23 protein-coding genes, 1 pseudogene and 1 CRISPR repeat array are annotated in these 23,016 nt (G+C 37.8%); of the genes and pseudogenes, 6 read left to right on the top strand and 18 right to left on the bottom strand.

The window, feature by feature from the left end:
• Position 1: 1 nt before the first annotated feature.
• The 11 genes from HF881_RS00690 to cas6 form a co-directional block, all read right to left on the bottom strand.
• The gene (locus tag HF881_RS00690) at positions 2-820 is read right to left on the bottom strand and encodes a Cof-type HAD-IIB family hydrolase (RefSeq protein ID WP_169446038.1); all 819 of its coding nucleotides are present in this window, start codon (positions 818-820) and stop codon (positions 2-4) included.
• Complete coding sequence (locus tag HF881_RS00685) at positions 820-1,611, bottom strand: HAD family hydrolase (RefSeq protein ID WP_169446037.1); 792 nt, start codon at positions 1,609-1,611, stop codon at positions 820-822. Before HF881_RS00685 ends, HF881_RS00690 begins: the two co-directional genes overlap by 1 nt.
• Before the next feature lie 863 nt (positions 1,612-2,474).
• Complete coding sequence (gene cas2, locus HF881_RS00680) at positions 2,475-2,735, bottom strand: CRISPR-associated endonuclease Cas2 (protein ID WP_169446036.1); 261 nt, start codon at positions 2,733-2,735, stop codon at positions 2,475-2,477.
• Positions 2,736-4,211 (bottom strand): hypothetical protein, encoded by a 1,476-nt coding sequence (locus HF881_RS00675; RefSeq protein ID WP_169446035.1) that lies wholly within the window; start codon positions 4,209-4,211, stop codon positions 2,736-2,738. It abuts the gene before it with no gap.
• 86 nt (positions 4,212-4,297) lie between these two features.
• Positions 4,298-5,052: direct repeats of the CRISPR family, unit length 29 nt; unit sequence GTCTCAATTCCTTATAGGTAAGGTATTAC.
• 283 nt (positions 5,053-5,335) lie between these two features.
• Positions 5,336-6,142 (bottom strand): type III-B CRISPR module RAMP protein Cmr6, encoded by an 807-nt coding sequence (gene cmr6 / locus HF881_RS00670; RefSeq protein ID WP_169446034.1) that lies wholly within the window; start codon positions 6,140-6,142, stop codon positions 5,336-5,338.
• A 2-nt stretch (positions 6,143-6,144) separates the two neighbouring features.
• Complete coding sequence (locus HF881_RS00665) at positions 6,145-6,558, bottom strand: hypothetical protein (RefSeq protein WP_240956772.1); 414 nt, start codon at positions 6,556-6,558, stop codon at positions 6,145-6,147.
• Complete coding sequence (locus tag HF881_RS00660) at positions 6,551-7,252, bottom strand: RAMP superfamily CRISPR-associated protein (RefSeq protein WP_169446032.1); 702 nt, start codon at positions 7,250-7,252, stop codon at positions 6,551-6,553. Before HF881_RS00660 ends, HF881_RS00665 begins: the two co-directional genes overlap by 8 nt.
• Positions 7,253-7,255: 3 nt before the next feature.
• Entirely contained in the window at positions 7,256-8,530 is a 1,275-nt protein-coding gene (locus HF881_RS00655) for a hypothetical protein (RefSeq protein ID WP_169446031.1), read from the bottom strand.
• Positions 8,530-10,167 carry a type III-B CRISPR-associated protein Cas10/Cmr2 gene (gene cas10, locus HF881_RS00650; RefSeq protein WP_169446030.1) on the bottom strand — a complete coding sequence of 546 codons (1,638 nt, stop codon included), beginning with the start codon at positions 10,165-10,167 and terminating at the stop codon, positions 8,530-8,532. Before cas10 ends, HF881_RS00655 begins: the two co-directional genes overlap by 1 nt.
• Positions 10,168-10,183: 16 nt before the next feature.
• On the bottom strand, positions 10,184-11,455 hold the full coding sequence (locus HF881_RS00645) for a hypothetical protein (RefSeq protein WP_169446029.1): 1,272 nt from the start codon (positions 11,453-11,455) through the stop codon (positions 10,184-10,186).
• A 9-nt stretch (positions 11,456-11,464) separates the two neighbouring features.
• A complete protein-coding gene (gene cas6 / locus HF881_RS00640) occupies positions 11,465-12,193 on the bottom strand; it encodes a CRISPR-associated endoribonuclease Cas6 (protein ID WP_125415191.1) in 729 nt (242 codons plus the stop codon).
• Positions 12,194-13,087: 894 nt separating this feature from the next.
• Here cas6 and HF881_RS00635 point away from each other — a divergent pair.
• Together HF881_RS00635 and HF881_RS00630 are read left to right on the top strand one after the other, a co-directional pair.
• Positions 13,088-13,564 (top strand): annotated as a pseudogene (locus HF881_RS00635) (site-specific integrase); the annotation flags it as partial.
• A 71-nt stretch (positions 13,565-13,635) separates the two neighbouring features.
• The gene (locus HF881_RS00630; protein WP_000981527.1) at positions 13,636-13,935 is read left to right on the top strand and encodes a YbaB/EbfC family nucleoid-associated protein; all 300 of its coding nucleotides are present in this window, start codon (positions 13,636-13,638) and stop codon (positions 13,933-13,935) included.
• 46 nt (positions 13,936-13,981) lie between these two features.
• Here the strand turns inward: HF881_RS00630 and HF881_RS00625 are convergent, their stop codons facing one another.
• From HF881_RS00625 to glmU, 7 genes are all read right to left on the bottom strand, one after another.
• Complete coding sequence (locus HF881_RS00625; protein ID WP_125847372.1) at positions 13,982-15,745, bottom strand: glycerophosphodiester phosphodiesterase; 1,764 nt, start codon at positions 15,743-15,745, stop codon at positions 13,982-13,984.
• A gap of 8 nt (positions 15,746-15,753) precedes the next feature.
• Entirely contained in the window at positions 15,754-16,344 is a 591-nt protein-coding gene (locus HF881_RS00620; RefSeq protein WP_169446028.1) for a 3'-5' exonuclease, read from the bottom strand.
• A gap of 81 nt (positions 16,345-16,425) precedes the next feature.
• Positions 16,426-16,920 carry a chromosome segregation protein RocS gene (rocS, locus tag HF881_RS00615; RefSeq protein WP_000021247.1) on the bottom strand — a complete coding sequence of 165 codons (495 nt, stop codon included), beginning with the start codon at positions 16,918-16,920 and terminating at the stop codon, positions 16,426-16,428.
• Between the two features lie 76 nt (positions 16,921-16,996).
• On the bottom strand, positions 16,997-17,689 hold the full coding sequence (locus HF881_RS00610) for a 5'-methylthioadenosine/adenosylhomocysteine nucleosidase (RefSeq protein ID WP_169446027.1): 693 nt from the start codon (positions 17,687-17,689) through the stop codon (positions 16,997-16,999).
• 15 nt (positions 17,690-17,704) lie between these two features.
• Positions 17,705-18,016: a cell wall synthase accessory phosphoprotein MacP gene (gene macP / locus HF881_RS00605; protein WP_169446026.1), complete on the bottom strand. Its 312-nt coding sequence runs from the start codon at positions 18,014-18,016 to the stop codon at positions 17,705-17,707.
• 11 nt (positions 18,017-18,027) lie between these two features.
• The gene (locus tag HF881_RS00600; RefSeq protein WP_169446025.1) at positions 18,028-18,573 is read right to left on the bottom strand and encodes an NUDIX hydrolase; all 546 of its coding nucleotides are present in this window, start codon (positions 18,571-18,573) and stop codon (positions 18,028-18,030) included.
• A 9-nt stretch (positions 18,574-18,582) separates the two neighbouring features.
• Positions 18,583-19,962 (bottom strand): bifunctional UDP-N-acetylglucosamine diphosphorylase/glucosamine-1-phosphate N-acetyltransferase GlmU, encoded by a 1,380-nt coding sequence (gene glmU, locus HF881_RS00595; RefSeq protein ID WP_169446024.1) that lies wholly within the window; start codon positions 19,960-19,962, stop codon positions 18,583-18,585.
• A 158-nt stretch (positions 19,963-20,120) separates the two neighbouring features.
• On the opposite strand from glmU, the gene HF881_RS00590 reads away from it, so the two are divergent.
• The 4 genes from HF881_RS00590 to HF881_RS00575 all read left to right on the top strand — a co-directional run bounded on the left by HF881_RS00590 (position 20,121) and on the right by HF881_RS00575 (position 22,975).
• Positions 20,121-20,921 (top strand): glycoside hydrolase family 25 protein, encoded by an 801-nt coding sequence (locus HF881_RS00590; RefSeq protein ID WP_001227568.1) that lies wholly within the window; start codon positions 20,121-20,123, stop codon positions 20,919-20,921.
• A 106-nt stretch (positions 20,922-21,027) separates the two neighbouring features.
• Positions 21,028-21,870, top strand: coding sequence for a DUF368 domain-containing protein (locus HF881_RS00585; RefSeq protein WP_169446023.1), 843 nt, complete (start codon positions 21,028-21,030; stop codon positions 21,868-21,870).
• Positions 21,870-22,352 carry an aminoacyl-tRNA deacylase gene (locus HF881_RS00580; protein WP_169446022.1) on the top strand — a complete coding sequence of 161 codons (483 nt, stop codon included), beginning with the start codon at positions 21,870-21,872 and terminating at the stop codon, positions 22,350-22,352. The genes HF881_RS00585 and HF881_RS00580 overlap by 1 nt, the downstream gene beginning before the upstream one ends.
• Positions 22,352-22,975, top strand: coding sequence for a histidine phosphatase family protein (locus tag HF881_RS00575; protein ID WP_169446021.1), 624 nt, complete (start codon positions 22,352-22,354; stop codon positions 22,973-22,975). Before HF881_RS00580 ends, HF881_RS00575 begins: the two co-directional genes overlap by 1 nt.
• The last annotated feature ends 41 nt before the right edge of the window (positions 22,976-23,016 follow it).

Genomic DNA, 23,016 nt, shown 5'->3' with positions numbered 1-23,016 from the left:
TCTAATTCTCCTTTAGCACGTATTCTTCGATAGCCCAGGCAACGGCTTCCTCGTCGTTGGTCATCGGGGTAATCACATTTGCAACTGCCTTAACCGCAGGAACTGCATTTTGCATGGCAACTCCCAGACCTGCCCACTCAATCATAGAAAGGTCATTGGCCTCGTCTCCGCAAGCCATGACTTGGCTTTGGTCGATTCCCAAGTGTTTAATTAATTCCGCTAAACCTGTTGCCTTGTGGACGTTTTTCGGTGACCATTCCAATAGCATTTCACGCGATTTGAAGATTTCATATTGGTCAAATAAGTCTGGAGAAATCTGTTGAATCGCTGCATCCAAGGGTTCTTGGGCAAAGGCAGTCACACATTTATTATACGTCATCTGACTAGATAGATCTTCAAAAGCGACAGGTACGAAAGTCAGGGCTGGGTTGAACTTAGCATAGAGACTTTCTTGGTCCGACTGGATTTGATAGACTGTACCTTCTGAAATGGCATCTAACGGAAGTCCGAGTTTTTCAGTTTCCTCGTACAATCGCGCCACATCATCGATTGAAAAAACTGTTTTATCGAGAACCTCTCCCGTGTTTTTCTGCACCAGACCACCATTAAAAGTGATGGTGTACTCGTCCTCTTGACCGTCAGTCCCTAGCTCATGGAGAAAGAAATCCATAGCCTTTAAAGGACGACCCGTTGTCAGTACGACCTTGATGCCGCGGTCACGCGCAGCTTTTAACACTGCCTTAGTTCGATCTGTCAGCTTTTTATCCGTTGTCAGTAAGGTACCATCCAAATCAAGTGCAATCAATTTAATATCTGCCATTACAACCCCTCCATATAAGCCATCACTGACTGGTCCTTGTGGTGACCAATCACTGTCTCTGCTAATTCTAATATCTCTGATCGCGCATTTTCTGGAGCGATAGGGTGTCCAACAACCTGCATCATGTGAAGGTCATTGAGATTATCGCCAAACGCCATGACCTGATCTATGGTTAGACCCAGCTTTTTAGCCAACTCAACAATAGCCACACCCTTATCAACGTAGTCCAAGACAATATCGATGGATTCAAAACCAGTCGTCATGGCATTGACACCAGAAACGTTTTCGTTAACCCAGGCCTCACCAGCTTCTATCGTTTCTTCTGTAAAGTTCGTGGTGAATTTAAAAATCTCATCCGTGATATCTTCCAAACGTGCTACTTTTTGAATATTTTCATTGTAGTGACGGCTAAACATCAGATAGGTCTCATCTACAGTATCCAATACATAACAAGCTTTTTTCCCAGTCAAGAGCATTTTTCTTTCATCAAAATAAGGCGATTTCTTCAAAGCTTCAAAAGTGCTCAAGTAAAAATCCCGAGACATAGTAGCCTCGTACATATCCTCACCATGAAACTCAACATAGCTCCCATTTTCAGCTATAAAAATCACTTCATCTCGCACATCCGCAAATAGCTTTTTCAGCGACAAGATACCGCGACCTGAAGCCACAGCAAAATAAATCCCCTTTTCCTTGTAGGAAACAAGTAAGTTTTTGAGGCGTTCCATATCAAACCGCCCCTCTCCATCTAGAAAGGTTCCGTCCATATCAGTTGCTACAAGTTTAATCATAAAATCCTTCATTCTCCAATTGATAAATCTATCTTCTATTATACCATAGATAAACTAAAAAAGGACTAGTACAGAAGGATTGGTTACTTGTATTACAGTGCTTTTTCGGTAAATAAAATAGAAAATAATGTTTTTAATTTAACCCAATAGACCAATAAATATTCGTAACACTATCATGAAGTAACAAAAAACTGACCAGTTATCTAACTTAGGCTCTATACTATCATGGTTGAAACACGGAAAAAGCTCTCCTACTAAGAGAGCTTTTCTTGATAATTCTTACGAAACAAAAGGCGAACAAATTCTCATGCTTCCTAGCAGACGTGAATTTGCTCGCTTTTTTGGTGCCTTGGAGACAGACAAAGACACACGGACAATATTTTATAGGTAATCTAGAACTTAAAAACCATCCAAACCCACATAATTTAAAATGGAAGACAGTGTCTCAATTCCTTATAGGTAAGGTATTACAAAAAAATTCAAAAAGGAGGTGCCAGAAAATGGCACTAGTATCGTCTCAATTCCTTATAGGTAAGGTAGAACGGGAGCGTTTATGGTATTATCTAATAAAGCCTATCCGGAAGAATATAGTCTCAATTCCTTATAGGTAAGGTATAACAACAGCATTTTCGCTGATTCTAGATCGATTGTATCAAAAAATAGGGCTTTTTTCAAGATTTCAATGAAAAAAGTCGGTCGATCTTTTTTGTCCTAACGCTTATAAACAGCTTGGTTGACAGCTTTTGAAAAAGAGACTAAATATCGAAAAGATCAACCGACTTTTTGAAAGATAAAATCAGAAAAATCGCATGGAGAGGACACTTCATGCGATTGATTGACTGACTATGACATCACTTTAATCCCTAAAGAATAAAGTCATTGGATTCTACCATACCGATTTGGATCTTCTTGGTGTATTTTGGGGATTCCAACTGATAAATCTGTACAGAATCTGTCTGAGGTTCTATAATATTGGCTAATTCTTTTTGTAAAGCGCTCAGCTTGGCTGGAGTAATATGCCCTTCAAAGACCGACTTTTGCACATGAACCAAGTATTTTCGGCAAGTTTTCAAAACCTTAGCCACGCGCTTGCGATGAACATCGTATGTCCAGATAATATACATTTATTTTCGCTTTTTGAAATAGAAGAAACAAATTGTCGAAAGAAGAATGAGCAAAGTAAGCCAAGATGAATACGCCAGACTCAGATTACATATTGTCAAACAATTATCCTGCAGTTCTTTGATATTCGGAACAATTGCTAAAGCTAGACTTAAAACGGTTAGTACTAATACTCTGTCATTCAATTTATTACTTGCTTCCGTCTGACTGATATCATGCAGTTCTCTGATTTGACTGTCCAGAAGATTGATATGCTTCTCGATATAGAGAGAGGTTTGCAGCAATTCGTAGATTTCAATCGCCTGCTCCTGCGGGCATAATTCTGGAAGTAGGTATTGATTTTTAAAGGTCGTGTAAGCCTTCTGCAGCTTTAGTTTATCAGAAACTTTAGCATTGACCCTATCCCCCGCATCCTTGGAATACTTCAGAATACCAATCCTCTGACTGAGCGTGATCAAAGCTAAGTCCAGATATTCCGACAAAAAGTAGCCTTTGAGGAAAAACTCTGGAAAATCAGAGCCACTCATAAAAATCATGGAATGCTGGCTGGCCATATAAAGGCTTCCCTCAGCTGACCACCTCGTATAGAGAAGCTTCTCTAGCTCTGCCTTCAGCATATCCCGACTCAGACATGTTGAATCTCCCTTATCAACGTATAAAATACTAAAAAGGAGCTTCATCTTTTCTAAACTTTGATCCGAATCATCAAAATTCGCCCAATTCGCCGTTTTATAAATCAAGTCCTTTACATCAGGAACCATCATGTAGCTCACCACATACATGCGGTCATCAATGATGATCTCCAGATGAGGCTTAGACTCAAACTGCGAGATATCCTCTGGGAATATCGCTTCCTCAGGCAAGCCAAAGAAATCCTGTAAGATTTCTTTCGGAGCCGACATGATCCCATATGAAGAAATTAAGCCAGATGGCTGTGGAGCCTCATCAATTTTTTCGCTCTTAATCAGCTCAATATTATTAGGTGAGACTAAATCACACAGCAATGGAGTCAAAAAAGGAGCATAGAGATGACGACCATACTGGTTGATGTTTTTAATATCTTCCAATTTATCATAGAGACGATTTTCCATTGAGAAAATCAGGAAACCTGCTTCTAAATTTGGTAAATAACGAAGCATGATATAGTCAAGCGTCAGGTCATAACACTCAAGTTTGTCGATTTGATTATAATAAGAAATCCGATACACATCACCTTTTTCTAAGCCAGTATAAGCATAGTTTGTGACTAGCTCAGGATTGCGGAAAATCAGCTCCTCTGCTTCTTTATTAAAATATCGGCGATAAGCGTACTTTAATCGCTCGCTTTTTTCACCATCTTCTACGTTCAGATAGGGGAGTTCATTGGCATCTTGGCTGAGTTTCTTCCAATTGGAAGACTTCGGAAAAGACTCCAGCCCCTTGGCCGCAAAGGGCAAAACAAAGATATGGTGACTATATACAGATTGACTCTCAGACATAAACAACCTCCGATAAAGACATTCAACATGAAAGCACTTCCAATATACCACAAAAAAATTGCTCTCGCAAGTTTTTTCAGTTGAAGCAACCAATTCCTTATAGGTAAGGTATAACGATCAAGAGGAGCTAGAATATCTTCAAGGTATTCTAAATAAAGTCTCAATTCCTTATAGGTAAGGTATTACGTTCCAATGGAAGAACGAATTGCAGTCAAATCAGAATTGACGGCCTCAATTCCTTATAGGTAAGGTATTACTCGACTACGATTTCTTCAACAAACCATTGAAAGTTCAAAACGTTGAGTCTCAATTCCTTTTAGGTAAGGTATTACGGGTTCCGAAAGAAAACATCGAAATCCCTAAGCCGAAGAAGGTCTCAATTCCTTATAGGTAAGGTATAACTTGAAGCGGGCCGAGAAATAGCACCCCCTAAAACTGGGGTTATAAAGTCTCAATTCCTTATAGGCAAGGTATTACCTGAAGCCATCCAAAATGCAGAGAAGAAAGTGGAAACTGCGAAAGCAAGTGTGTCTCAATTCCTTATAGGTAAGGTAGTACGATTTCATTTTTGGTGATACGAAGGACTTGGTGGTTAAGTCTCAATTCCTTTTAGGTAAGGTAGTACAGTTGACCACTCAAACCAAAGATGGTCAATGGTTGAACACTAATATGTCTCAATTCCTTATAGGTAAGGTATTACTGACGTCTGATGTGGCTCAGATTATCAAGGGAGTGAATCCTCTTACGTCTCAATTCCTTATAGGTAAGGTATTACGTGAAGTCTGCAACAGAACTGGAATTGTCGAAGATAAGTCTCAATTCCTTATAGGTAAGGTATTACAACAGCATTTTCGCTGTTTCTAGATTGATTGTATCAAAAAACAGGGCTTTTTTCAAGATTTCAATGAAAAAAGTCGATCGATCTTTTTTGTCCTAGCGCCCTTGCCAACTAAGATTGAACTCCTGTACAATAGCTGACTTCACTCGTTTCTAAGCTCTTTGTAAATGCGTTCTTATATTCAGGCTCCTTAATATGAACAAGCTCCTCTATACCTTTTTGAGCTATGTGAGTTGCGTGACTCCCTCAGATACGATTTGTAAATACCCTTGTCGATGGACCACTACTACTCTAACTGTCCGAAACCAACATTCGTTTTAGCGCCAATGCCTACATCAGTCAAGATAGTTTTAAATAACTCTATTTTTTCTTTAACCGTAATTTGAACTCCATCCGAAAGCTGACAATCTTTCAGATAAAAGCCAAATTCAAAAGAGATTCCAGGCTTAACCTTCAGACAGTTGATTGGAATAGGATTCTTGATGATGTCACTATGAGGCGTAATGAATTCCAACGCTAAACACTGTTGCTTCGTTTTATTTTTAGAAGTTGGATAAGCATCTAAAAAGACATCATTATCTTCGAAAATATTATCTTTCAAGTCATAAACTTCTTCATCCGAGAGTTCTGGTTCGAGAAGTGACTGAATATACTTCATCTTTTGTTGATTAATATCATCTTTGGTATCTTCTTTCGTAGGAAAGACGCTTCTCAGTACCCCTTTGACAGAGGAGCCAGGTATATAGGGCAGTCCCGTTACATAATCAAATGAAAAGCCAGAATAAATAGAACCCTTTGATTTCAAATCATGGTGATTGCCAGTTCCTATCATGAGACCAGGATAAATAGTTTCCAAAGAAAAGGTTTTGACACTTGCTACACCTTTTGAAGCATGTTTCAAATGCTCCAAAGGTGATAAAGACAGGTCAAATTTAAAATCCTGCAAAGCCTTATTTCTCTCACGAAATTGCTCCTCACTAGATGGTGATCCACCCAGTTCATAAACTAGACCTGATTTTTCTTTTCGCTCCTCTAATCCTTCAAAATATTCATGATAGTAGATATAAGACATGTTTTTTGAACTAAACATCATCCTTACCCTCCATTTTTCTCGTCTTCCTTGACTTTTTGATCTTTTGACTCAATTTCAAACAAGTTTAACCCTAGTTTGATCGCAATGGCTGCATGCAGTACACCCTCTTTAATAGCGAAACTCTCATTATCATTTTTGAACGATGTCACATACTCAAACAAGGTGGTTTCTGTAATGCCTGTGTTTTCTTTCTTCAATACTTCCAAAATCATAACAGGGAGCTTGGTGCGATCTTCTTTGGCATTTTTTGATGCAGCCGAATAGTAGGCAACTGCTGCAGGGAGACTTCCCATAGTAACTGCCGCTCCGAAAGAAGCGATATATCCTCTAAACTCATTTGGAATTGGCTCCGTAAGCTCCTTTTCAATCACCTCAACAGCAATAGGAAGCAACTGATTTATTCTGTTCTTATCCATTGTTTGCTCCTTCTTCATTTCCTGAAATCACTTTAATAACCTTGCAAAGTCCATAACCTACGGAAGCATTTGCGCCAAACTGGATAATTTCCTCTCTCACCGAATCTGTAAAAATCTCTAAAAGGTTTTCTGATTCACTGGTTGAAGCCACCACTGCAAAATAGAAAATCGACTTGTGGGGCACAACTTCCTCATACCACAAATTAGTTTGTTCTCCGACACTATTCCGAGCAATTACTGGTAAACCATATTTTTCAAAGCAAGAATTATCTTGATCCAAAGTTATCTTCTCATCTCCACCCTTTATATCTGCTATTGAAACATTTTCTAATTGAAAATTTTTAAGCATTTGCTTGAAATCTTTACAAGCTGTTTTCGGAGCATGTATTGAATATGGCTTGTCCTCACCACTTATCGAACGAATTGGCAGGGCTAGTAGATTCGCGCTAAGAAATTTTAATGCTCCTGAAGTAGTAACCTTACTATTTTCCGAACCGAATATTTCATCAATGTTCGATAAGTCGTTTTCTTCAAAGAAGGATCTCAGAGCACCTTTAACACCTGAGGAGTTAATCGTCGGGAAGCCCGTCACAACATCTCGCTCCACTTCGTTATCAATGATGTTAAAATTAACATCCCCATCGCCCACATGCAAATTTGTTAAACATTCAATGACAAAAATTTTTGCTTTCATTTTTTACTCCTTACTTCCTGTAATCTTATAAATAGTATTATAGCCTGCTGGCTCTAAACCGGTTTTTACCGAAATAGCATCATCACCATAAAAGACACTCCCTGCCTTATAAAGAAGACTAGATCCTTGTAAATCAAGTCCTTTTAGACGATTTTTACTAAGGTCTGTATGAAGCTGACGAACTAACTTTTCCTCTAAAATCGCAAAGTTTTGAACATCATCTACCAGGCACACATCTGATAGGCAGTATTGCCAAGTCTGACCTTGTGGAGTCTGCTTCTGGAAATGCTCTGTGATTTTACTTTCTAAATTATCTTTCGATTCTTTTACAGAAACCTTGAAGAGGGTACCTTTCTGTCCCATAGGAACGATACCATCTTTTAATATGATACCATCCTTAACCTTTACATAGACAGCAAATTCATAGTCTTTCTGTAGCTGATGTACCTCTCGCTTAAATAGACGGTCAGCATCAAAATTTTTAGATAGTTTTTCTAATTCTTCTTGAAAGTTATTTTTTTCCCTTTTGTTGTGCTCGTCTAGTAAATCCATAAAATCATTGATAAACTCAGTTAAACTAAGATTGCTATTACTATCTAAATTAGACCCCCCCTGTTTCATAGCGTCATTCACAAATGACTCACATAAATCTCGAATATTTATCTTCAGGTTCTGCAGATCATTCTGCGTAACACGCCTTACACCAGTCGCTACTTTAGTCCTAAAAATATCTTCAATTGCTTCTAGACAGCCTATATTAATATTATAATAGCCATTTCCATACCCTTCTTTAGGATTATATTCCTTAGATTTAGGAAGAGAGATCTCACCAAAACTAGTCGATACTTTAATTTCTTCTAGTATCATTGGTGCAAACTGTTCAATCCCCTCTTTCCCCTGCTTGTTGTTAAACGGATTTGGTATGACAATTTCCTCACTATTTTTTAGCAGAAAGATGGGAGAGATTTTTTCTAATTTTCCGAAATGTTGTACACTTCCATTTAGAGAAAAGCTCTTCTCTCCGATTAGAGCTTCGATTTTATTTCGCGTATTCCCATCATACTGAAAATCCTGGTTCAGCTCAATCCCATTACTGACTAAGATAAGATAGCGTATCATCCCAAAGACTGTGGACTGTTCAGGAACGCGATTAGTACGGATAAAATAAGGCGCATACTCATCAGCTGAATAGTTATTTCTACCGGCAAAGCTAAAGCGCCTATCTGAGCCAAAAGAGTAGTCTCCCAGCGGTTTAAAAGTCACAAGATATTCTGTCATCACTTACCTCCCTGCCAAAACTTCACCAAAAATAAAATAGCCTGTAACTCTTTAGTATAGAATTCCCCTATACTTATGTTTCGTTTTGTACAAACCCCATCAACCTTTACTTTCGTATCTGGCTTATATTGATACTCTTTCAAATAGTTGTCATAGAAAAATTTAGCTATTTCGTCAAGATAACTATGATAAGACAACTGGTTTGGATTGTTAAAGTTATTCAAAAACCTCATTTTATATTCTTGAAAATCAAATATATTCTGTGCGGTTTTCTCAAACAACAACTTAAAAATAATTTCTGTATCCTGCAGATTATAAAGGACAGATTCCAGTGCTTGATCGTTCGTAGTTGCTCGATATTTTATCAGATTATCTATGGCCTCCAACTTCTCATTTTCCACCATCAATTGAACGGTTTTTCCGCTGTGTTTTACCAACTCTATCCCCAGACGATTGCCTCCGCTGATTTCACTACCATTCGGACGTTTACCGTAACTTTCTTTAGCCTTATAAAGTTGAACTCTAGCTCTTTCCAGCGCTTCATATAGAGGATATTTTACATACTGAATAGCAGCACCAAAAGACAAGCTAATCTTGACTTCCTCCTTTAACTCCTTAATACTTTTTGACAAAGTATCTATAAATAATATATTTAGTTTCTGACATAGGGCAAAAATAGAATGAACAGGGGCGATAAACAGTAAATCATCCCCCCCAGCATAAATAGTCATCCCGCCATAATCTCCGACAAGCTTAGCCGCTTCACCAGCATAGTCTAAACAGGCCCTCGAAAAACTGTTTATCCTATCAGATTGTTCAGGGATTTCTACATCTTTACATAAAGCTTTCAAAAGAGTTCCGACCTTATCCCCATCCGAATTAACGACTGCATAATATTCGCTTCTGATTGGTGCTATCTCACTACTAGGGGACCTGTCAGAAGAGTTTTCCTCTTTCTTTCGAGATAGAGCTATATCTTCTATTGATTTCAATTCAGAAGCGTGGTCTGAGTAGCTTGTAAGCAACTGGCTATTTAGCTTGGTATCTGTAAATAGCTCACTTCCTTTAATATAGCAATTCCGATTGTCTTTCTTGCCTGCAAAGAATGGAGCAAATAAGTTCATATCTGTTCTTCCCTTACCTGCTGCCATTAGCTCCAGCGCATCCAAAGCATCATTCAGTATAATAGCTATATTGTTTCCATCCTCACCTTCTTTTTCTCTTTTTTCTATAATTCCATTCATGGTTTTTTCATCAAGAATAACAAAATCAATTCTCAGATAGTTGTCAACAAAGTCCCTAATCTCCTTTGTATTAAACTTTCCGAATTTCTCAGTCATTTCCTCTTTCACTTTTGAAATTATTGTTTCAAGTCCTTCCGAAGTTAATGTACTATCATTATCTAAAAATAAAATCCGATCATGGTAACGACCAATACCATCTTCTTGTGGATTTTGATTACTATTAGAGTCATAAAACGGTGAAAAAATATTGACATTTGGAATCCCAACAAGTTTTTCACAGAGTTTCTTTGTCACCGTTGAGAAAAAATAACTGCCAAACCACAAACCTGCCGGAGAGATCGCCTCTCCAATGGTTTTAAAAATTGGACCGATTGTTATACCTACATATTTCATTTATTCATCTCCCCTGTTATCTAATATCATATGAAATTTGGATGGTATGTGCATAACCTTTGGGTTCCATTTTATTATAATATTGCACAGCAAAGTCTAAAAATTTTAGTAAATCAAACTCCTCTGGAGTTTGTAGGTATATCTCTTCCCTTTTTAATTTTTCATCCAGTTTTCTTATAAATCTCTCATATTCTATTTTTCTCATTTTATTATCTTTTATGGCACTCATCCAGCTTCTAGGAACATTTTTCGATACCTTATATTTAAATTTAAATTTCTTGTTTAAAATATACTTACACCATCTCTGTTTAGGAATAATGTAAACAATATCGTTGATTACTTTAAAAGTTATTGGTGAAGAAAATCGTTCAATATTTGCTTCAATTTTATTTGCTTCATGCATAATGTTAATATTAACAGAAATATCTTTCTCTTCTTTTTTTGTGTTTTTTCTTATATCTGTAAATGATAAATAAGAAGATAGCCCCAGCAGTGCTCGAACATATTTTTCGTTATGTGTCTGCTGATTAAGGTGGTAGGGGATAGTTCCAAAAGGTTTTTCTATTACTTTATCCTTTAAAGCAGCTTTTTCATTTCCAATCATTTTATCATGCATATAATAAAACAAGGCACTTCGAGCATATTCTCCCTGATAGTTATAGCCACTCTTGGTTATTTTATAGAATTTTTCAATATTTTCAAAAATCACTTTTATCTTCTTTGAGAACTTCAAATTTTTAGCTGCTTTCCTAAAATCCATTTTATAAAGAGTCTTTAATCCAAACTCTTCCCTTAGAATGCTTTCAATTTTACTCTGTTCTTCATCAATTACAGTAAAACTACCATACCCTTTTCCTTGAGCAGCCCCAAAATTTGTCACTATAAAAAAGTTTTTGATATGTTCAACTATCAATTTCTGAAGGAGCGGATCAAAACAAGTAATTGTCATTGTAGGATTTGTTTCTACTCTGCGTTTCTCATCTCTGGCAAAATATAATTGGAAGTTGCCTTCGTTATTATTTGTCTGCTTATCATACTTGCCTTCATTTTTACTATACTTGTAAATGACATTAGGACTATTATCAATAAACTTCATTTTATATGGTAAATACTGATTTTTGAAACGGTTTTTCAGACTTGGAACTTTCTTCATCAAGTACCGATCAAATTTTGGCTTGACTTCACTAGCACGCAAAGTAGCTCCTTCTTCTTCCGTCTGGAAATGAATGATTGGCGCATGACATTTTAAGTCAAGCTCTAACTTACAATTCCTAAATTCCATATCCATTTTATCCTCCTATTCTTCAATTACAAACATTCCGAATCCCATCGAATTCTTCTCACCAAGCCCAACTTGATAGAGGAAATCCAACACCTCCGCATCTCCTCTTATCTCAAATTCTCCTTTCCAACCCGTTATGAGATAATCTTTGTATTTGGTAACCAATTTATTTTTTAAAGAAAAATTTATCGGCTCTATATCAAATCTACCTGTCGGTACTTTATGACAATAAGCCTGATATTTCCTCGCAAAATTCTCTATGATTCTGCTATTGAATTCCGTATCAAATGGATTATAATACAATGTTTTTTTAGTCTCAGCATCTGTAGAACGAGCCACCAAGGGAGAAATCATCCGAATCTTATAAGAAGTCTCCGTTAATTTTTTTTGCTCAATTTTTACATTTAAAATTTTCACAAGGTTTCGACCAATTTTTAATTTATCTAGTTCTGACAAGGACTCTGCAATAGTCAATAAAACGGATTGATCAATCGTTCTAATTTCGAACCTCACCTTATCAAGAAACTCTATCCGTTTTCCTTGCATTTTATATTGACCTTGCAACAGTGAAAATGTAAAAAGCTTAAAATGTTTGTCCTCAAACTGATGACCTATCTCATGAAGTTGCGCAGACAAGTCTTCCTTATTTTTCAATAAATTATAAATCATCGATTGAAGAAGATAATTATAGTTTACTGGTAATATAAACTGATCAATTTTTTGCAGTTCAATTAATAATTGCATCCTAGATTCCTCCCTGAATTAATACACATCTTCTTATATTATAGATATTACAAAATTTTGTAACCGCTGTCAAATTATATTGTTACATTTTATCATCTTAAATCAACTGTGAAATCACTGCTTGCTCTTCAAATCAAATAAATAGTGCTACAACTTGTTGACACCAATAATTCAGGATTCAAAAATCTTGCAGTAGATTTAGCTAATACAAAATTAAAATAGACGAGAATAACTTAGCAGTTATTTCAGATTGAAGAAAAAGTCTATTTTGGACAATTTGCTAGTGAGTCATCGTATCCAACATTCAAATGGTGATAAAGACTTTCCACACGGTAATAGCAGTTTTGAATCATTTTATACAACAATCAGTATTGAGCATAAAGGCTTCAAAACTGATACGCATACATTCCCCAATACATAGATATTTTCTATAATTCACGAATAGACTTAGTAAATCGGATTATCCTCATCAGAGTTATTTTGAATAATAAATTGTTTAGTTACCTAAACTTCTTCATTAAAAGGTGACTAGTTTTCCAAAAATGTGTTTGGAATATTGACAAAATGCATGTTTTGTTCTTGTTACAAATGGAAGAATGAACGAACTAGTTTGTAAAGCTTTATATAATTTATAATAATAAAAGAATTGGACGTATTTCAGTAAGTTCTATTGGCGAAAATTTGGCTTTTCAATAGAGTTCAAAAATGATATAATCAATAATGTACTTCAATGATACTATCTCAACCAAAGCTAGTGAGTTAATATTAGCCACGATTTCAGTAAACTGACAGGTGAGAGAATATGTCATAGAAAGCGAGGGAACCTCCACAAGAGTAGAGTTCAAGTAATACGAATCTAAGTATAGACTTCATAGCTTAATCAAGTAATATTTAAACTATCTGTTGATTATCTTTATAAGATTTCTACGTAAGAAAATATTTTAAAAGAGGATAAGCGTGGTACTTTTTATACGTCGAATTTACATTCATAAGGCATTCGTTCAAGAACTAACGGAATGGAAAGAAAAACAAGCTCACCTATTAGTAGAATTTACGGACAATACAGAAGACTTACAAATCTTTCAAGATAGTCCTTTACAACTGACTACTCCAATGGTTTCTAATCAAAAGATTAAATTGAAAAAAAGAATGCCTGCGTCATTAAAAATGATTCGTAATCATGATTTCCGGCATTCACATGCAGCGTTTCTAGTTTCAAAAGGACTCAGAAACGGTGAGGGAAAAGATTCTATATTTTTTACACTTATGAAATGACTTGGACACAGTAGCATTAATACAACTATCAACATCTACTCGCATTTATTCCCAACTCAACAAAAAGAAGTCGCCAATGCTTTTGACAACTTCTAGGGCAAAAAATGGCAAAAAAATTTATAAAACAAGGCACAAAGCCTTGATACGAAAGGAATCTTAAAAATCTTATGATGAACATGCAAAACATGATGCGCCAAGCACAAAAACTTCAAAAACAAATGGAACAAAGTCAAGCAGAACTCGCTGCTATGCAATTTGTTGGAAAATCTGCTCAAGACCTTGTCCAAGCGACCTTAACTGGAGATAAAAAAGTTGTTAGTATTGACTTCAGTCCAGCAGTTGTAGATCCAGAAGACCTAGAAACCTTGTCTGATATGACCGTTCAAGCCATCAACGCTGCTCTAGAACAAATCGATGAAACGACTAAGAAAAAACTAGGTGCTTTCGCTGGAAAATTACCATTCTAATCACCTACAGAAAAAGGAGGAAGGTTCACTTCTCCTTTTTTCTATGTTAGAAATTAAAGAACTCCGTAGCTTTTTTCAAAAGGAGATCGGTGTATTCTGGATCTTCCTGAGCTGCTGCTAAAGTCTCTTGTAGCATCTCCATGTCATCTGTAATCATCCCATCCACTGACAACTGCAACGATTTATCAAGTGCGTCAGAGCTATTGATGGTCCATACGTAAAGCTTTTGTTCTGTATACCAAAGTTTAGTAACAAAATATTCATCCAATGTTGAATACTCCATGGTATAGCCCGTTGCCTTGGTTTTTGGGAAAATACTATTATAAGGCAAGATGAAATAAGCTGGAATAGTCGAATCATATTTCAAAACTTGGTCAATCACATGATAGTCTAGTGATTGCATCTGATGACCATACTGCTTGATAATCGTTCCATACTTCTCTAGAAAACGTTCCATCATTTGTGGACTGTCTTTTTTACTGGTTTTGATTTCAATCAACAATCTTTGATGAAGTTCATTCGCGCGATTGAGATAGTCATCAAAACTAGATATCTTGGTTCGATAGCCATTTTCAGAAATATCTAACCCTGTCAACTCCTCCAAAGTCAAGTCTTGAGGTCTGGCATTGATACCTGCTAAGTTCTTAAGATTGGCGTCATGCATCATCACAAACTGACCATCTTTGGTCTCCTGTACATCCATTTCAATCAAATCTGGTTTCAGTTGCGCTGTTTTTTCCAAAGACTGGACAGTATTTTGTACACCATTTTTATTTGAAACGCCCCTATGTGAAATGACTAAAGGGGTATTTGTCACAGGAGCTTCCAGATAGATATAACCTTCCAGCGCAAAAAAGATACTAGCGCAGCCCATAACTCCCCATCTCATCAAATGGTCTTTTTTTCTTCTTGGCATAATCTCCAGTTCCTCACCGGTCAAAAAGGAGACAAACTTAACAAGGAAATAGGTCAACGCCATATAGTGGATGTTTTTTATCAAGACAAAGTTGATAACTCCAAGAATCAGTGATTCTTTCTGTGTTAAATTGTCAATTACAATCTGCCCTATTAGCAAAGGAGTCAAGAGAAGGAAGAAAAAGAGATAGGTTTTAATAATAATGAGTAGCAAGTTCCAAGCATAAAAGAGAACTTGTTTTTTTGTCTTTTGTAGGCTATATTTTACTCCTTCTCTCACAGTCCTCTTTTCAAAGAGAATCTTCGGAAGGGCAAACATAAGTCGGACAGACACATAGAGCAAAATCCAAGCAGAGGCAAAAATCATCAAGCCCACTAGCCAGTATTTGTCTTCCAGATAAGTCACAATAAAGTCTGGAATAACGATTTTATTTAAGTAATAAATTTTTAAAATTTTCCTGATGAAAGGAAAGAGCATGGCTACGTAGAAGAATACAAAGGCCATCTTACAGAAACTCAAGCGTTTCATGAACAGAATACTTTGCTGGAAAACTTTGCGACTGTACTCAATCAAGGTTCTCTTTTCGTGGTAGAGAAGGTGGCGCGCCCCAATAAAGAGGAGGCAAATCTGGAAATAGGCCACCAAAAGATTGATTACAATCAAGACGAGAAAGGCAAGACTGATTAAAGGAGAACTCGTGATAATGGCAAAAATATTATTGTAAGAAATAAACAAATAGCCTGTCTGGCTGAGTAAAAGACCAGCAAGAAAAGAATTGAGAGGTAACCACAGATATTCCACCATCATGAAAATTAAGAAAAAGAGGAAGAGAACTTTATCTAGGTTGAGGTAAATTTTCCTAAAACCTAGTTTTTTAGGTTTTTCAGGTTTCATAAGCACTCCTAGTCTAGAAATTGAGATAAGTCTAGCCCACCAAAGGGATTCATGGATAGATTACTCTGTTCTTCTAACAATAGTTTTCCTTCGTCAGACTCCAGAAAGGCTTCATAAACACGCGCTGTCATGCGGGCATCTTCTAAACTATTATGTGACTTACCATGAAAGCCTAAGAAATTAGCTACAGTTTGCAATTTGAGATTAGCTATGCCGTGTAGATCGGAACTACGACGTTCAAAAGCCTCATCATATAGGTCGACCTTGTACTGGTCACGATAGTCCAAGCCATGCTCCATGAGAATAGGCAAATCACTCTTGGCTGCATTGTAGCCAACAATGGGTAAGTTGCCAACAAAAGCCTGAAAGTCCTGTAAAACTTGTTCTACTTTTGGTGCATCTTTCAAGGTTTCAGCTGTAATTCCTGTCAAACCATTGATAAAACTCTTTAAAGGCACGCTGGTATGGACATAAGAATCAAAGGCATCTATTTCATGACCATCTTGAAAACGAACTGCTGATACCTGAATTAAATGGGTAACCCCTTCGTGTTGATTGAATTCTAAGTCAAAGGCGATATAGTCTCTTAATTTTTCCATCTTTTACCTCAATTCCGACTCAATTTAAACTATAAATAAGAAAAGAAGCTATTAGGTTAGTGAATAACCCAAACAGCTTCTTTATTTTCCTCCAAATAGGCGAGCAAAAAAGCCTTTTTTGGTTGCTTGGACTTCTTCTTTTGCTTGGTCCAACTCGAGTTTCAAGCTTTCTTGATCCTTCATAGCTTGAAGAGTTAATTGTTGCTGTTGGTCCAATTGTTTGTCCTTTTCAGCAATCTGGCGATCTTTGATGCGCATCTGCTCATCTTTTTCTGCTAACTGCTGGTCTTTGGCCTTGAGTTGCTCGTACAATCGAAGAATTTCAGCATTTTTCTCATCGACCAAGATTTCCATCAGTTCGCGTTGTTTGACATCATCACTGACTGGTTCATCTTCAAAAATCGTTTTTTTGTAGATTTCTTCTAGCTTGATTAAGCCACTTCGAGTAACTACTGTTACACCTTTGTCATTTTTTTTCGTGTCTTCTTCGGGAAGTTCTTTGACACGATTGTTGATTGCCTGACGAGATAGTCCTAAGACCTCTGCAATCTCGCTGACGGTCATTTCAATACTCATAATATCCTCTGAAACGTTTTCTAGCTTTTCTTTATTTAAATCTTATCATAAGCAAGAAAAACTGTCAAATTTTGGCTTAATTCAAGGCCTTTAAAAAGGCTAGTAAAACTTGGGCAGAACGACGTCCAGCTTCAATGATAAACTCATCAAAAGAGATAGAGGCTTCGTGATTGGCATTGTCACTCATAGCACGAATGACTAGGAAAGGTAGGTCAAGAGCCTGAGCGGCCTGAGCAATGGCTGCCCCTTCCATTTCAACTGCTAAAACACCTGGAAAGTGGGACTTGATACTAGCAATCTTATCATCTCCAGCTATAAAACTATCCCCTGTAGCAATCAAGCCTATGTGCCAAGTCTGCTCTAATTGAGATAAACTTTCTTGAATCCTAGCGATAAAGTTCTTATCAGATTCAAAGTAGAGGGGTTGACCAGCCATCTGACCATAAGCATAGCCAAATGCAGTCACGTCCACATCATGATAGACTAGTTTATCCGCAATCACTACATCACCGACAGCAATCCCTTCTGCAAGAGCACCTGCAGATCCTGTATTGATGATGGCTTCTACTTGAAAATGGTCAGCTAACACCGCTACACTCATAGCCGACATGACCTTTCCAATCCCACTCTGAACTAGGACAACTTCTGTCTTGCCAATAGTGCCAGTGTAGTAGGTATTTCCCATGACTTGGACTTCTTGTGGTTTGTCCAAATTCTGAGTCAAATGTATCAGCTCTTCTGGCATGGCAGCAATGATTCCAATTTTCATTTCAAGTCCTTTCAATTACAAGAGTTTCATTGCCAAAACTAGCAAAATCAAAAGTAAAATCACCACAAACAAGACTCGGTTGAGTTTTGAGTTGAAGACATTTCTCTTAGTGTTCTCAATGCGACGGCTCTTATGAATCGTTGGCTCTACTTCGATTGTAAGTGTATCTTGACTAAAACCGTGGTCTCTAGAACATGAATAACTAAAATGTTGTGAAGACGTTGGTAGGATCTTTGTTTCCTCATCATCTTGAAGAGGTGGCCCTGATATTTCCTCACCGCGGTTGGCACGTTCAATCATTTCGTCTGTTAATAAAGGTTTTCCCATGGGTTGCTCCTCTATTTCTTTTGTAGTTCCCAGTACTGAATCGCCATAATGGTCTTGGCATCACAGATATGACCTGACTGGATCAGGTTCTTGGCTTCCTCTAGACTTACTTCTAAGACTTCCAAGGTTTCATCATCATCTTGTGGACGAGGGTTTTCCACCTTGACCAAATCACTAGCAAGGTAGAGTTTTAATTTTTCGTTACAAAATCCAATCGCAGAATAGAAATCGTACAACAGTTCTAACTTAGCCGTGTAGGCAACTTCTTCTTCCAATTCACGAAGTGCCGCTGCCATTGGATCTGCATTTTCACCAATTTCCAGTTTACCTGCAGGAATCTCATAAGAGACCGCCTCAATAGCCTTTCGGTATTGCTTAACGAGGACAATTTTGTCCTCGGCTGTCACGGCTAGTACACAAACAGCTCCATTGTGAAAAATCAAGTCACGTTGGGCAGTTCCTTTTCCTTCTGGCAGTTCCACCTGATCTTGCACTAGTTTAAAGATAGGACCTTGGTAGATTTCTTTACGACTAAGCGTTTTTTCTTCAAATTCCATGACAAACTCCTACTGGTTCTTAGGATGATGAGGTAAGCGTGTTGCGTACTCATCTTTATTAACTTGTCGTCCACGTCCAATAGCAATAGCATCAGCAGGAACATTCTTGGTAATAGTTGAACCAGCTCCAACGAGAGAATTATCTCCAAGTTCTACAGGGGCGATGATGGTTGAGTTTGAGCCAACAAAGACATTGTTTCCGATGACTGTCTTGTACTTGTTTTTACCGTCATAGTTAACTGTAATGGTTCCTGCACCGAAATTAACATGGCTACCTACTTCACAATTTCCGATATAGGTCAAATGACCAGCCTTGGTATTTTCACCGATGGACGACCCTTTTACTTCAACAAAGTTTCCAATGTGAACTTGGGCAGCTAGGCTTGAACCTGGACGGATATGGGCATAAGGACCGACTGTCACACCGTCCGCAACACTACTCTCCTCAATCATAGAGTTGGTAATCACGGCTCCAGCTCCAACGGTGCTATCTACGATATAAGTTCCATTTGTTAAAACAGTTTCCGCCCCAATTTTCGTTTGACCTTTCAAGGTAACGTTGGCTCCGATTTGGACTTCAGGAGCAATCTCAACATCAATATCGATGTAAGTCGCTTCTGGATTGACAAAGCTAACACCATTAACCATGTGCTTTTGATTGATACGGCGACGCATCACTGCTTCAGCAGTCGCAAGAGCTACACGGTCATTTACTCCAAGGCTTTCATCAAAATCCTTGAGAGTATAAGCGCCAACCTTCTCACCCGCATTACGGAAAATACCAATCACGTCAGTAATATAGTACTCACCTTGGGCATTGTTGGTGTTGATGTTTTTAAGAGCCTCAAAAAGACGTTCATTGTCAAATACATAAGTTCCCGTATTGATTTCCTTAATCTGCTTTTCAAAGTCTGTGGCATCTTTCTGCTCCACAATCCGAAGAACTTCAGCGTTATCGTTGCGGACGATACGACCATATCCAAAAGGATCAGCTGCTTCAGCTGTTAAAATCGTCGCAACATTTTTGTGATTGATATGGAAATCCAAGAGATTTTTCAAGCTTTCACCTGTAATCAGAGGAGTATCCCCAGCGATGACTAAGGTATGTCCAGAACGATTTTGGAGAATGGGCTCTGCCATCATGACAGCATGCCCTGTTCCTAGTTGTTCTGATTGGGTAACAAAGTCTGTCTGCCCAGCCAAGACTTGCTCAACTAACTCAGCCTTGTGTCCCACTACGGTAACTGTCTTTTCAGGTTGAATAGCTCCAACACTGCGAAAAACATGTTCCAACATCGAAATTCCTGCTACTTTATGAAGTACTTTGGGAAGATCTGATTTCATGCGAGTACCCTTACCCGCTGCTAAAATAATGGCATAATTTGACATACTATTCTCTTTTCTGTAAAAATTCCCTTATATTATACCATAATTTTACTTTTAAAGAACAAACAAACAGGTGCTTTCCTGAAAATCTCCCCTACTTGTCTACATTTCTAAACTGTTTCCTTTGATTTTTTTTAGATTTTACGATAAACTAAATAAGTATGAGAAAAAAAATTCATCCAGCTATTATTTTTAGTTTATTTGGAATTTTCATAGCGATTTTACTCCTCAACAAACCAAGTTTTGAGGATCATCCTATCAAAACAAAACCAAATGCTCTTCAAGTTGAAACACAAGCCTTACATAATCTTGACAAACCCATTATCGACGTCTCTGGTTGGCAAAGACCTGAGGAGATTAACTACGACACCTTATCTCAAAACATTTCTGGTGTTATTGTTCGCGTTCACAATGGGGCTCAACATACTGAAGCAAATGATGCTGCCTTTATCAATGGTGTCGATAAAGCTTATAAAAATCACATATCAGAATTCCAAAAACGGAATGTCCCTGTGGGGGTTTATGCCTATGTAGCTGGAAAAAGTAAAGAAGATATGGAGAAGGCTGCTGAAGTTTTCTATAATGCTGCTTCTCCCTACAATCCTAGCTACTACTGGTTAGATGTTGAAGAAAAAACAATGTCTGATATGAATGAAGGTGTTGAGGCCTTTCGCGCCAAACTGGCAGCTCTCGGCGCTAAAAACATCGGCATCTACGTTGGGGTTTACTTCATGCAAGAGCATAGTATCAATACAGAAAAGTTCACTGCTATTTGGATCCCTTCCTATGGAACGGACTCTGGTTATTTTGAAACGAAGCCAAATACTGATCTGGACTACGATCTCCACCAGTACACATCTAAAGGAAGAATTGCAGGATTTGAACATCATTTGGACATCAATTTGATTTCTACTGCTAAAGAGAAGGAAGAAACCTTCAGAAAACTATTTTTAAGACCATAAGACAAGTGAAAATAACAAACTTTTTCACTTGTTTTTTCATTTTCTCCCTGTCTGTGTTATAATTGATAGCATAGAGAAAGAATTTTATGAAATTGAGGATTTTATTATGTTTTCATGGATTGCACGAGTTATTAAAGGAATCGTCATCGCATTAGGATTTATCCTACCGGGAATTTCTGGCGGTGTTTTAGCAGCTATTTTGGGTATTTACGAGAGAATGATTGGCTTTCTGGCTCACCCCTTTAAAGATTTTAAAGAGAATGTCCTTTACTTTATCCCAGTAGCTATCGGGATGTTGCTAGGCATTGGTTTGTTTTCCTATCCGATTGAGTATTTGCTAGAAAACTATCAAGTCTATGTTTTATGGAGCTTTGCTGGAGCTATCATCGGTACAGTTCCTAGCCTCCTTAAAGAATCTACTCGAGAATCTGATCGTGATAAAATTGACCTAGTCTGGTTCTGGACTACCTTTATCCTTTCAGGATTGGGTCTTTACGCGCTAAATTTTGTCGTAGGGTCACTCAGTGCTAGTTTTGCAAACTTCATCTTAGCAGGTGTTCTTTTAGCTCTTGGTGTCTTGGTACCTGGTTTAAGTCCGTCAAATCTACTTTTGATTTTGGGACTGTACGCTCCAATGCTCACTGGTTTTAAGACCTTTGATTTGTTTGGTACCTTCCTTCCTATCGGGATTGGTGCAGGAGCAACCCTCATTATCTTTTCAAAATTAATGGATCACGCCTTGAACAACTACCACTCCCGTGTTTATCACTTTATCATTGGGATTGTGCTTTCAAGCACCCTCTTAATTTTGATCCCAAATGCCGGAAATGCTGAAAGTATCCAATACACCGGACTTTCTATTGTGAGTTATGTTCTCATCGCCTTCTTCTTCGCACTTGGTATTTGGCTTGGTATCTGGATGAGTCAGTTGGAGGATAAATATAAATAATGGCAAAGAAAATCAAGATTAAAAAAACCTTGGTCGAGCAGATCTTGACCAAGGCAGGTATTGACCATACTGGTATTCAAATCAATGCGCTTGAAGGAGAACTTCCTCCTGAATACGACCGAAAACAGATTTTTAAAACCTTGGCTCTGCTGGGTGACAAGACAGGACCGATCATCGGAATTGTTCCCATAACGGAACACCTCGCCGAGAAAAAACTAGCAAAGGTTTCTGGTAATAAAAAAGTGAGCATGATTCCTCAAAAAGACTTAGAAAAAACAACAGGCTATATTCATGGGGCTAATAACCCCGTCGGCATTCGCCAAAAACACAATTATCCCATTTTTCTCGATAAGACTGCTTTGGACTTGGATCAAATGATTGTCTCTGCTGGAGAAGTCGGGCACAGTATCATCATCCGACCTCAAGACTTGGCCAGCTTTGTAAAAGCGGATTTTGCAGATATCTTGGAGGAAAACAACTGATGAAACTCTATTTTGTCCGTCATGGCCGCACCCTATGGAATCTTGAAGGTCGCTTTCAAGGTGCTAGTGGCGACTCACCCCTTCTTCCAGAATCCATTGACACCCTAAAACAACTGGGCCAGTATCTCAAGGATATACCTTTTGATAAGATATATTCAAGTGATTTACCCAGAGCGGTTAAGTCTGCTGAAATTATCCAAAGTCAACTCCAGACACCCTGTCCTTTAGAAAGTATTCCAGACCTACGCGAATGGCAACTTGGAAAACTTGAAGGTTTAAAAATCGCAACGCTCAATGCCATCTATCCACAACAAATCAAGGCTTTTCGTTCAAATCTGGCTCAGTTTGACACAAGGATGTTTGAAGCAGAGTCCCTTTACAGTACTACCAAACGCACCATTCAATTTATCAAATCTCTGAAAGGAAGTCCGGCTGAAAACATTCTAATCGTCGGTCATGGTGCAAATCTCACTGCTAGCCTTCGAACACTTTTAGGTTATAAAGAGGCTCACCTTCGCAAAGATGGAGGCTTGGCCAATGCCAGTCTTACAATTTTAGAAACCGAGGATTTTGAAAACTTCATTCTGGAAAGATGGAATGACACTTCCTATCAAGAAAAATAATGGAACTTGATCCCAATGGTCAAGTTCTTTTTAGTTTTCAA

Source organism: Streptococcus sp. WB01_FAA12 (assembly GCF_012843315.1).
Lineage (GTDB): Bacteria > Bacillota > Bacilli > Lactobacillales > Streptococcaceae > Streptococcus.
The sequence above is the reverse complement of the archived record's forward strand: the minus strand, read 5'-3'. Positions and strand labels throughout refer to the sequence as shown.

Excerpts from the sequence above, each read along its gene's own strand:
- HF881_RS00665 (WP_240956772.1), bottom strand. The coding sequence starts at position 6,558 with ATGGATAAGAACAGAATAAATCAGTTGCTTCCTATTGCTGTTGAGGTG.
- HF881_RS00585 (WP_169446023.1), top strand. The coding sequence starts at position 21,028 with ATGTTTTCATGGATTGCACGAGTTATTAAAGGAATCGTCATCGCATTA.
- HF881_RS00645 (WP_169446029.1), bottom strand. The coding sequence starts at position 11,455 with ATGGATATGGAATTTAGGAATTGTAAGTTAGAGCTTGACTTAAAATGT.
- macP (WP_169446026.1), bottom strand. The coding sequence starts at position 18,016 with ATGGGAAAACCTTTATTAACAGACGAAATGATTGAACGTGCCAACCGC.
- HF881_RS00600 (WP_169446025.1), bottom strand. The coding sequence starts at position 18,573 with ATGGAATTTGAAGAAAAAACGCTTAGTCGTAAAGAAATCTACCAAGGT.
- HF881_RS00685 (WP_169446037.1), bottom strand. The coding sequence starts at position 1,611 with ATGATTAAACTTGTAGCAACTGATATGGACGGAACCTTTCTAGATGGA.
- rocS (WP_000021247.1), bottom strand. The coding sequence starts at position 16,920 with ATGAGTATTGAAATGACCGTCAGCGAGATTGCAGAGGTCTTAGGACTA.
- cas6 (WP_125415191.1), bottom strand. The coding sequence starts at position 12,193 with ATGCAATTATTAATTGAACTGCAAAAAATTGATCAGTTTATATTACCA.
- cas10 (WP_169446030.1), bottom strand. The coding sequence starts at position 10,167 with ATGAAATATGTAGGTATAACAATCGGTCCAATTTTTAAAACCATTGGA.
- HF881_RS00610 (WP_169446027.1), bottom strand. The coding sequence starts at position 17,689 with ATGAAAATTGGAATCATTGCTGCCATGCCAGAAGAGCTGATACATTTG.
- cmr6 (WP_169446034.1), bottom strand. The coding sequence starts at position 6,142 with ATGATGTTTAGTTCAAAAAACATGTCTTATATCTACTATCATGAATAT.
- HF881_RS00625 (WP_125847372.1), bottom strand. The coding sequence starts at position 15,745 with ATGAAACCTGAAAAACCTAAAAAACTAGGTTTTAGGAAAATTTACCTC.
- cas2 (WP_169446036.1), bottom strand. The coding sequence starts at position 2,735 with ATGTATATTATCTGGACATACGATGTTCATCGCAAGCGCGTGGCTAAG.
- HF881_RS00690 (WP_169446038.1), bottom strand. The coding sequence starts at position 820 with ATGGCAGATATTAAATTGATTGCACTTGATTTGGATGGTACCTTACTG.
- HF881_RS00575 (WP_169446021.1), top strand. The coding sequence starts at position 22,352 with ATGAAACTCTATTTTGTCCGTCATGGCCGCACCCTATGGAATCTTGAA.
- HF881_RS00580 (WP_169446022.1), top strand. The coding sequence starts at position 21,870 with ATGGCAAAGAAAATCAAGATTAAAAAAACCTTGGTCGAGCAGATCTTG.
- glmU (WP_169446024.1), bottom strand. The coding sequence starts at position 19,962 with ATGTCAAATTATGCCATTATTTTAGCAGCGGGTAAGGGTACTCGCATG.
- HF881_RS00655 (WP_169446031.1), bottom strand. The coding sequence starts at position 8,530 with ATGACAGAATATCTTGTGACTTTTAAACCGCTGGGAGACTACTCTTTT.
- HF881_RS00675 (WP_169446035.1), bottom strand. The coding sequence starts at position 4,211 with ATGTCTGAGAGTCAATCTGTATATAGTCACCATATCTTTGTTTTGCCC.
- HF881_RS00590 (WP_001227568.1), top strand. The coding sequence starts at position 20,121 with ATGAGAAAAAAAATTCATCCAGCTATTATTTTTAGTTTATTTGGAATT.
- HF881_RS00620 (WP_169446028.1), bottom strand. The coding sequence starts at position 16,344 with ATGGAAAAATTAAGAGACTATATCGCCTTTGACTTAGAATTCAATCAA.
- HF881_RS00660 (WP_169446032.1), bottom strand. The coding sequence starts at position 7,252 with ATGAAAGCAAAAATTTTTGTCATTGAATGTTTAACAAATTTGCATGTG.
- HF881_RS00630 (WP_000981527.1), top strand. The coding sequence starts at position 13,636 with ATGATGAACATGCAAAACATGATGCGCCAAGCACAAAAACTTCAAAAA.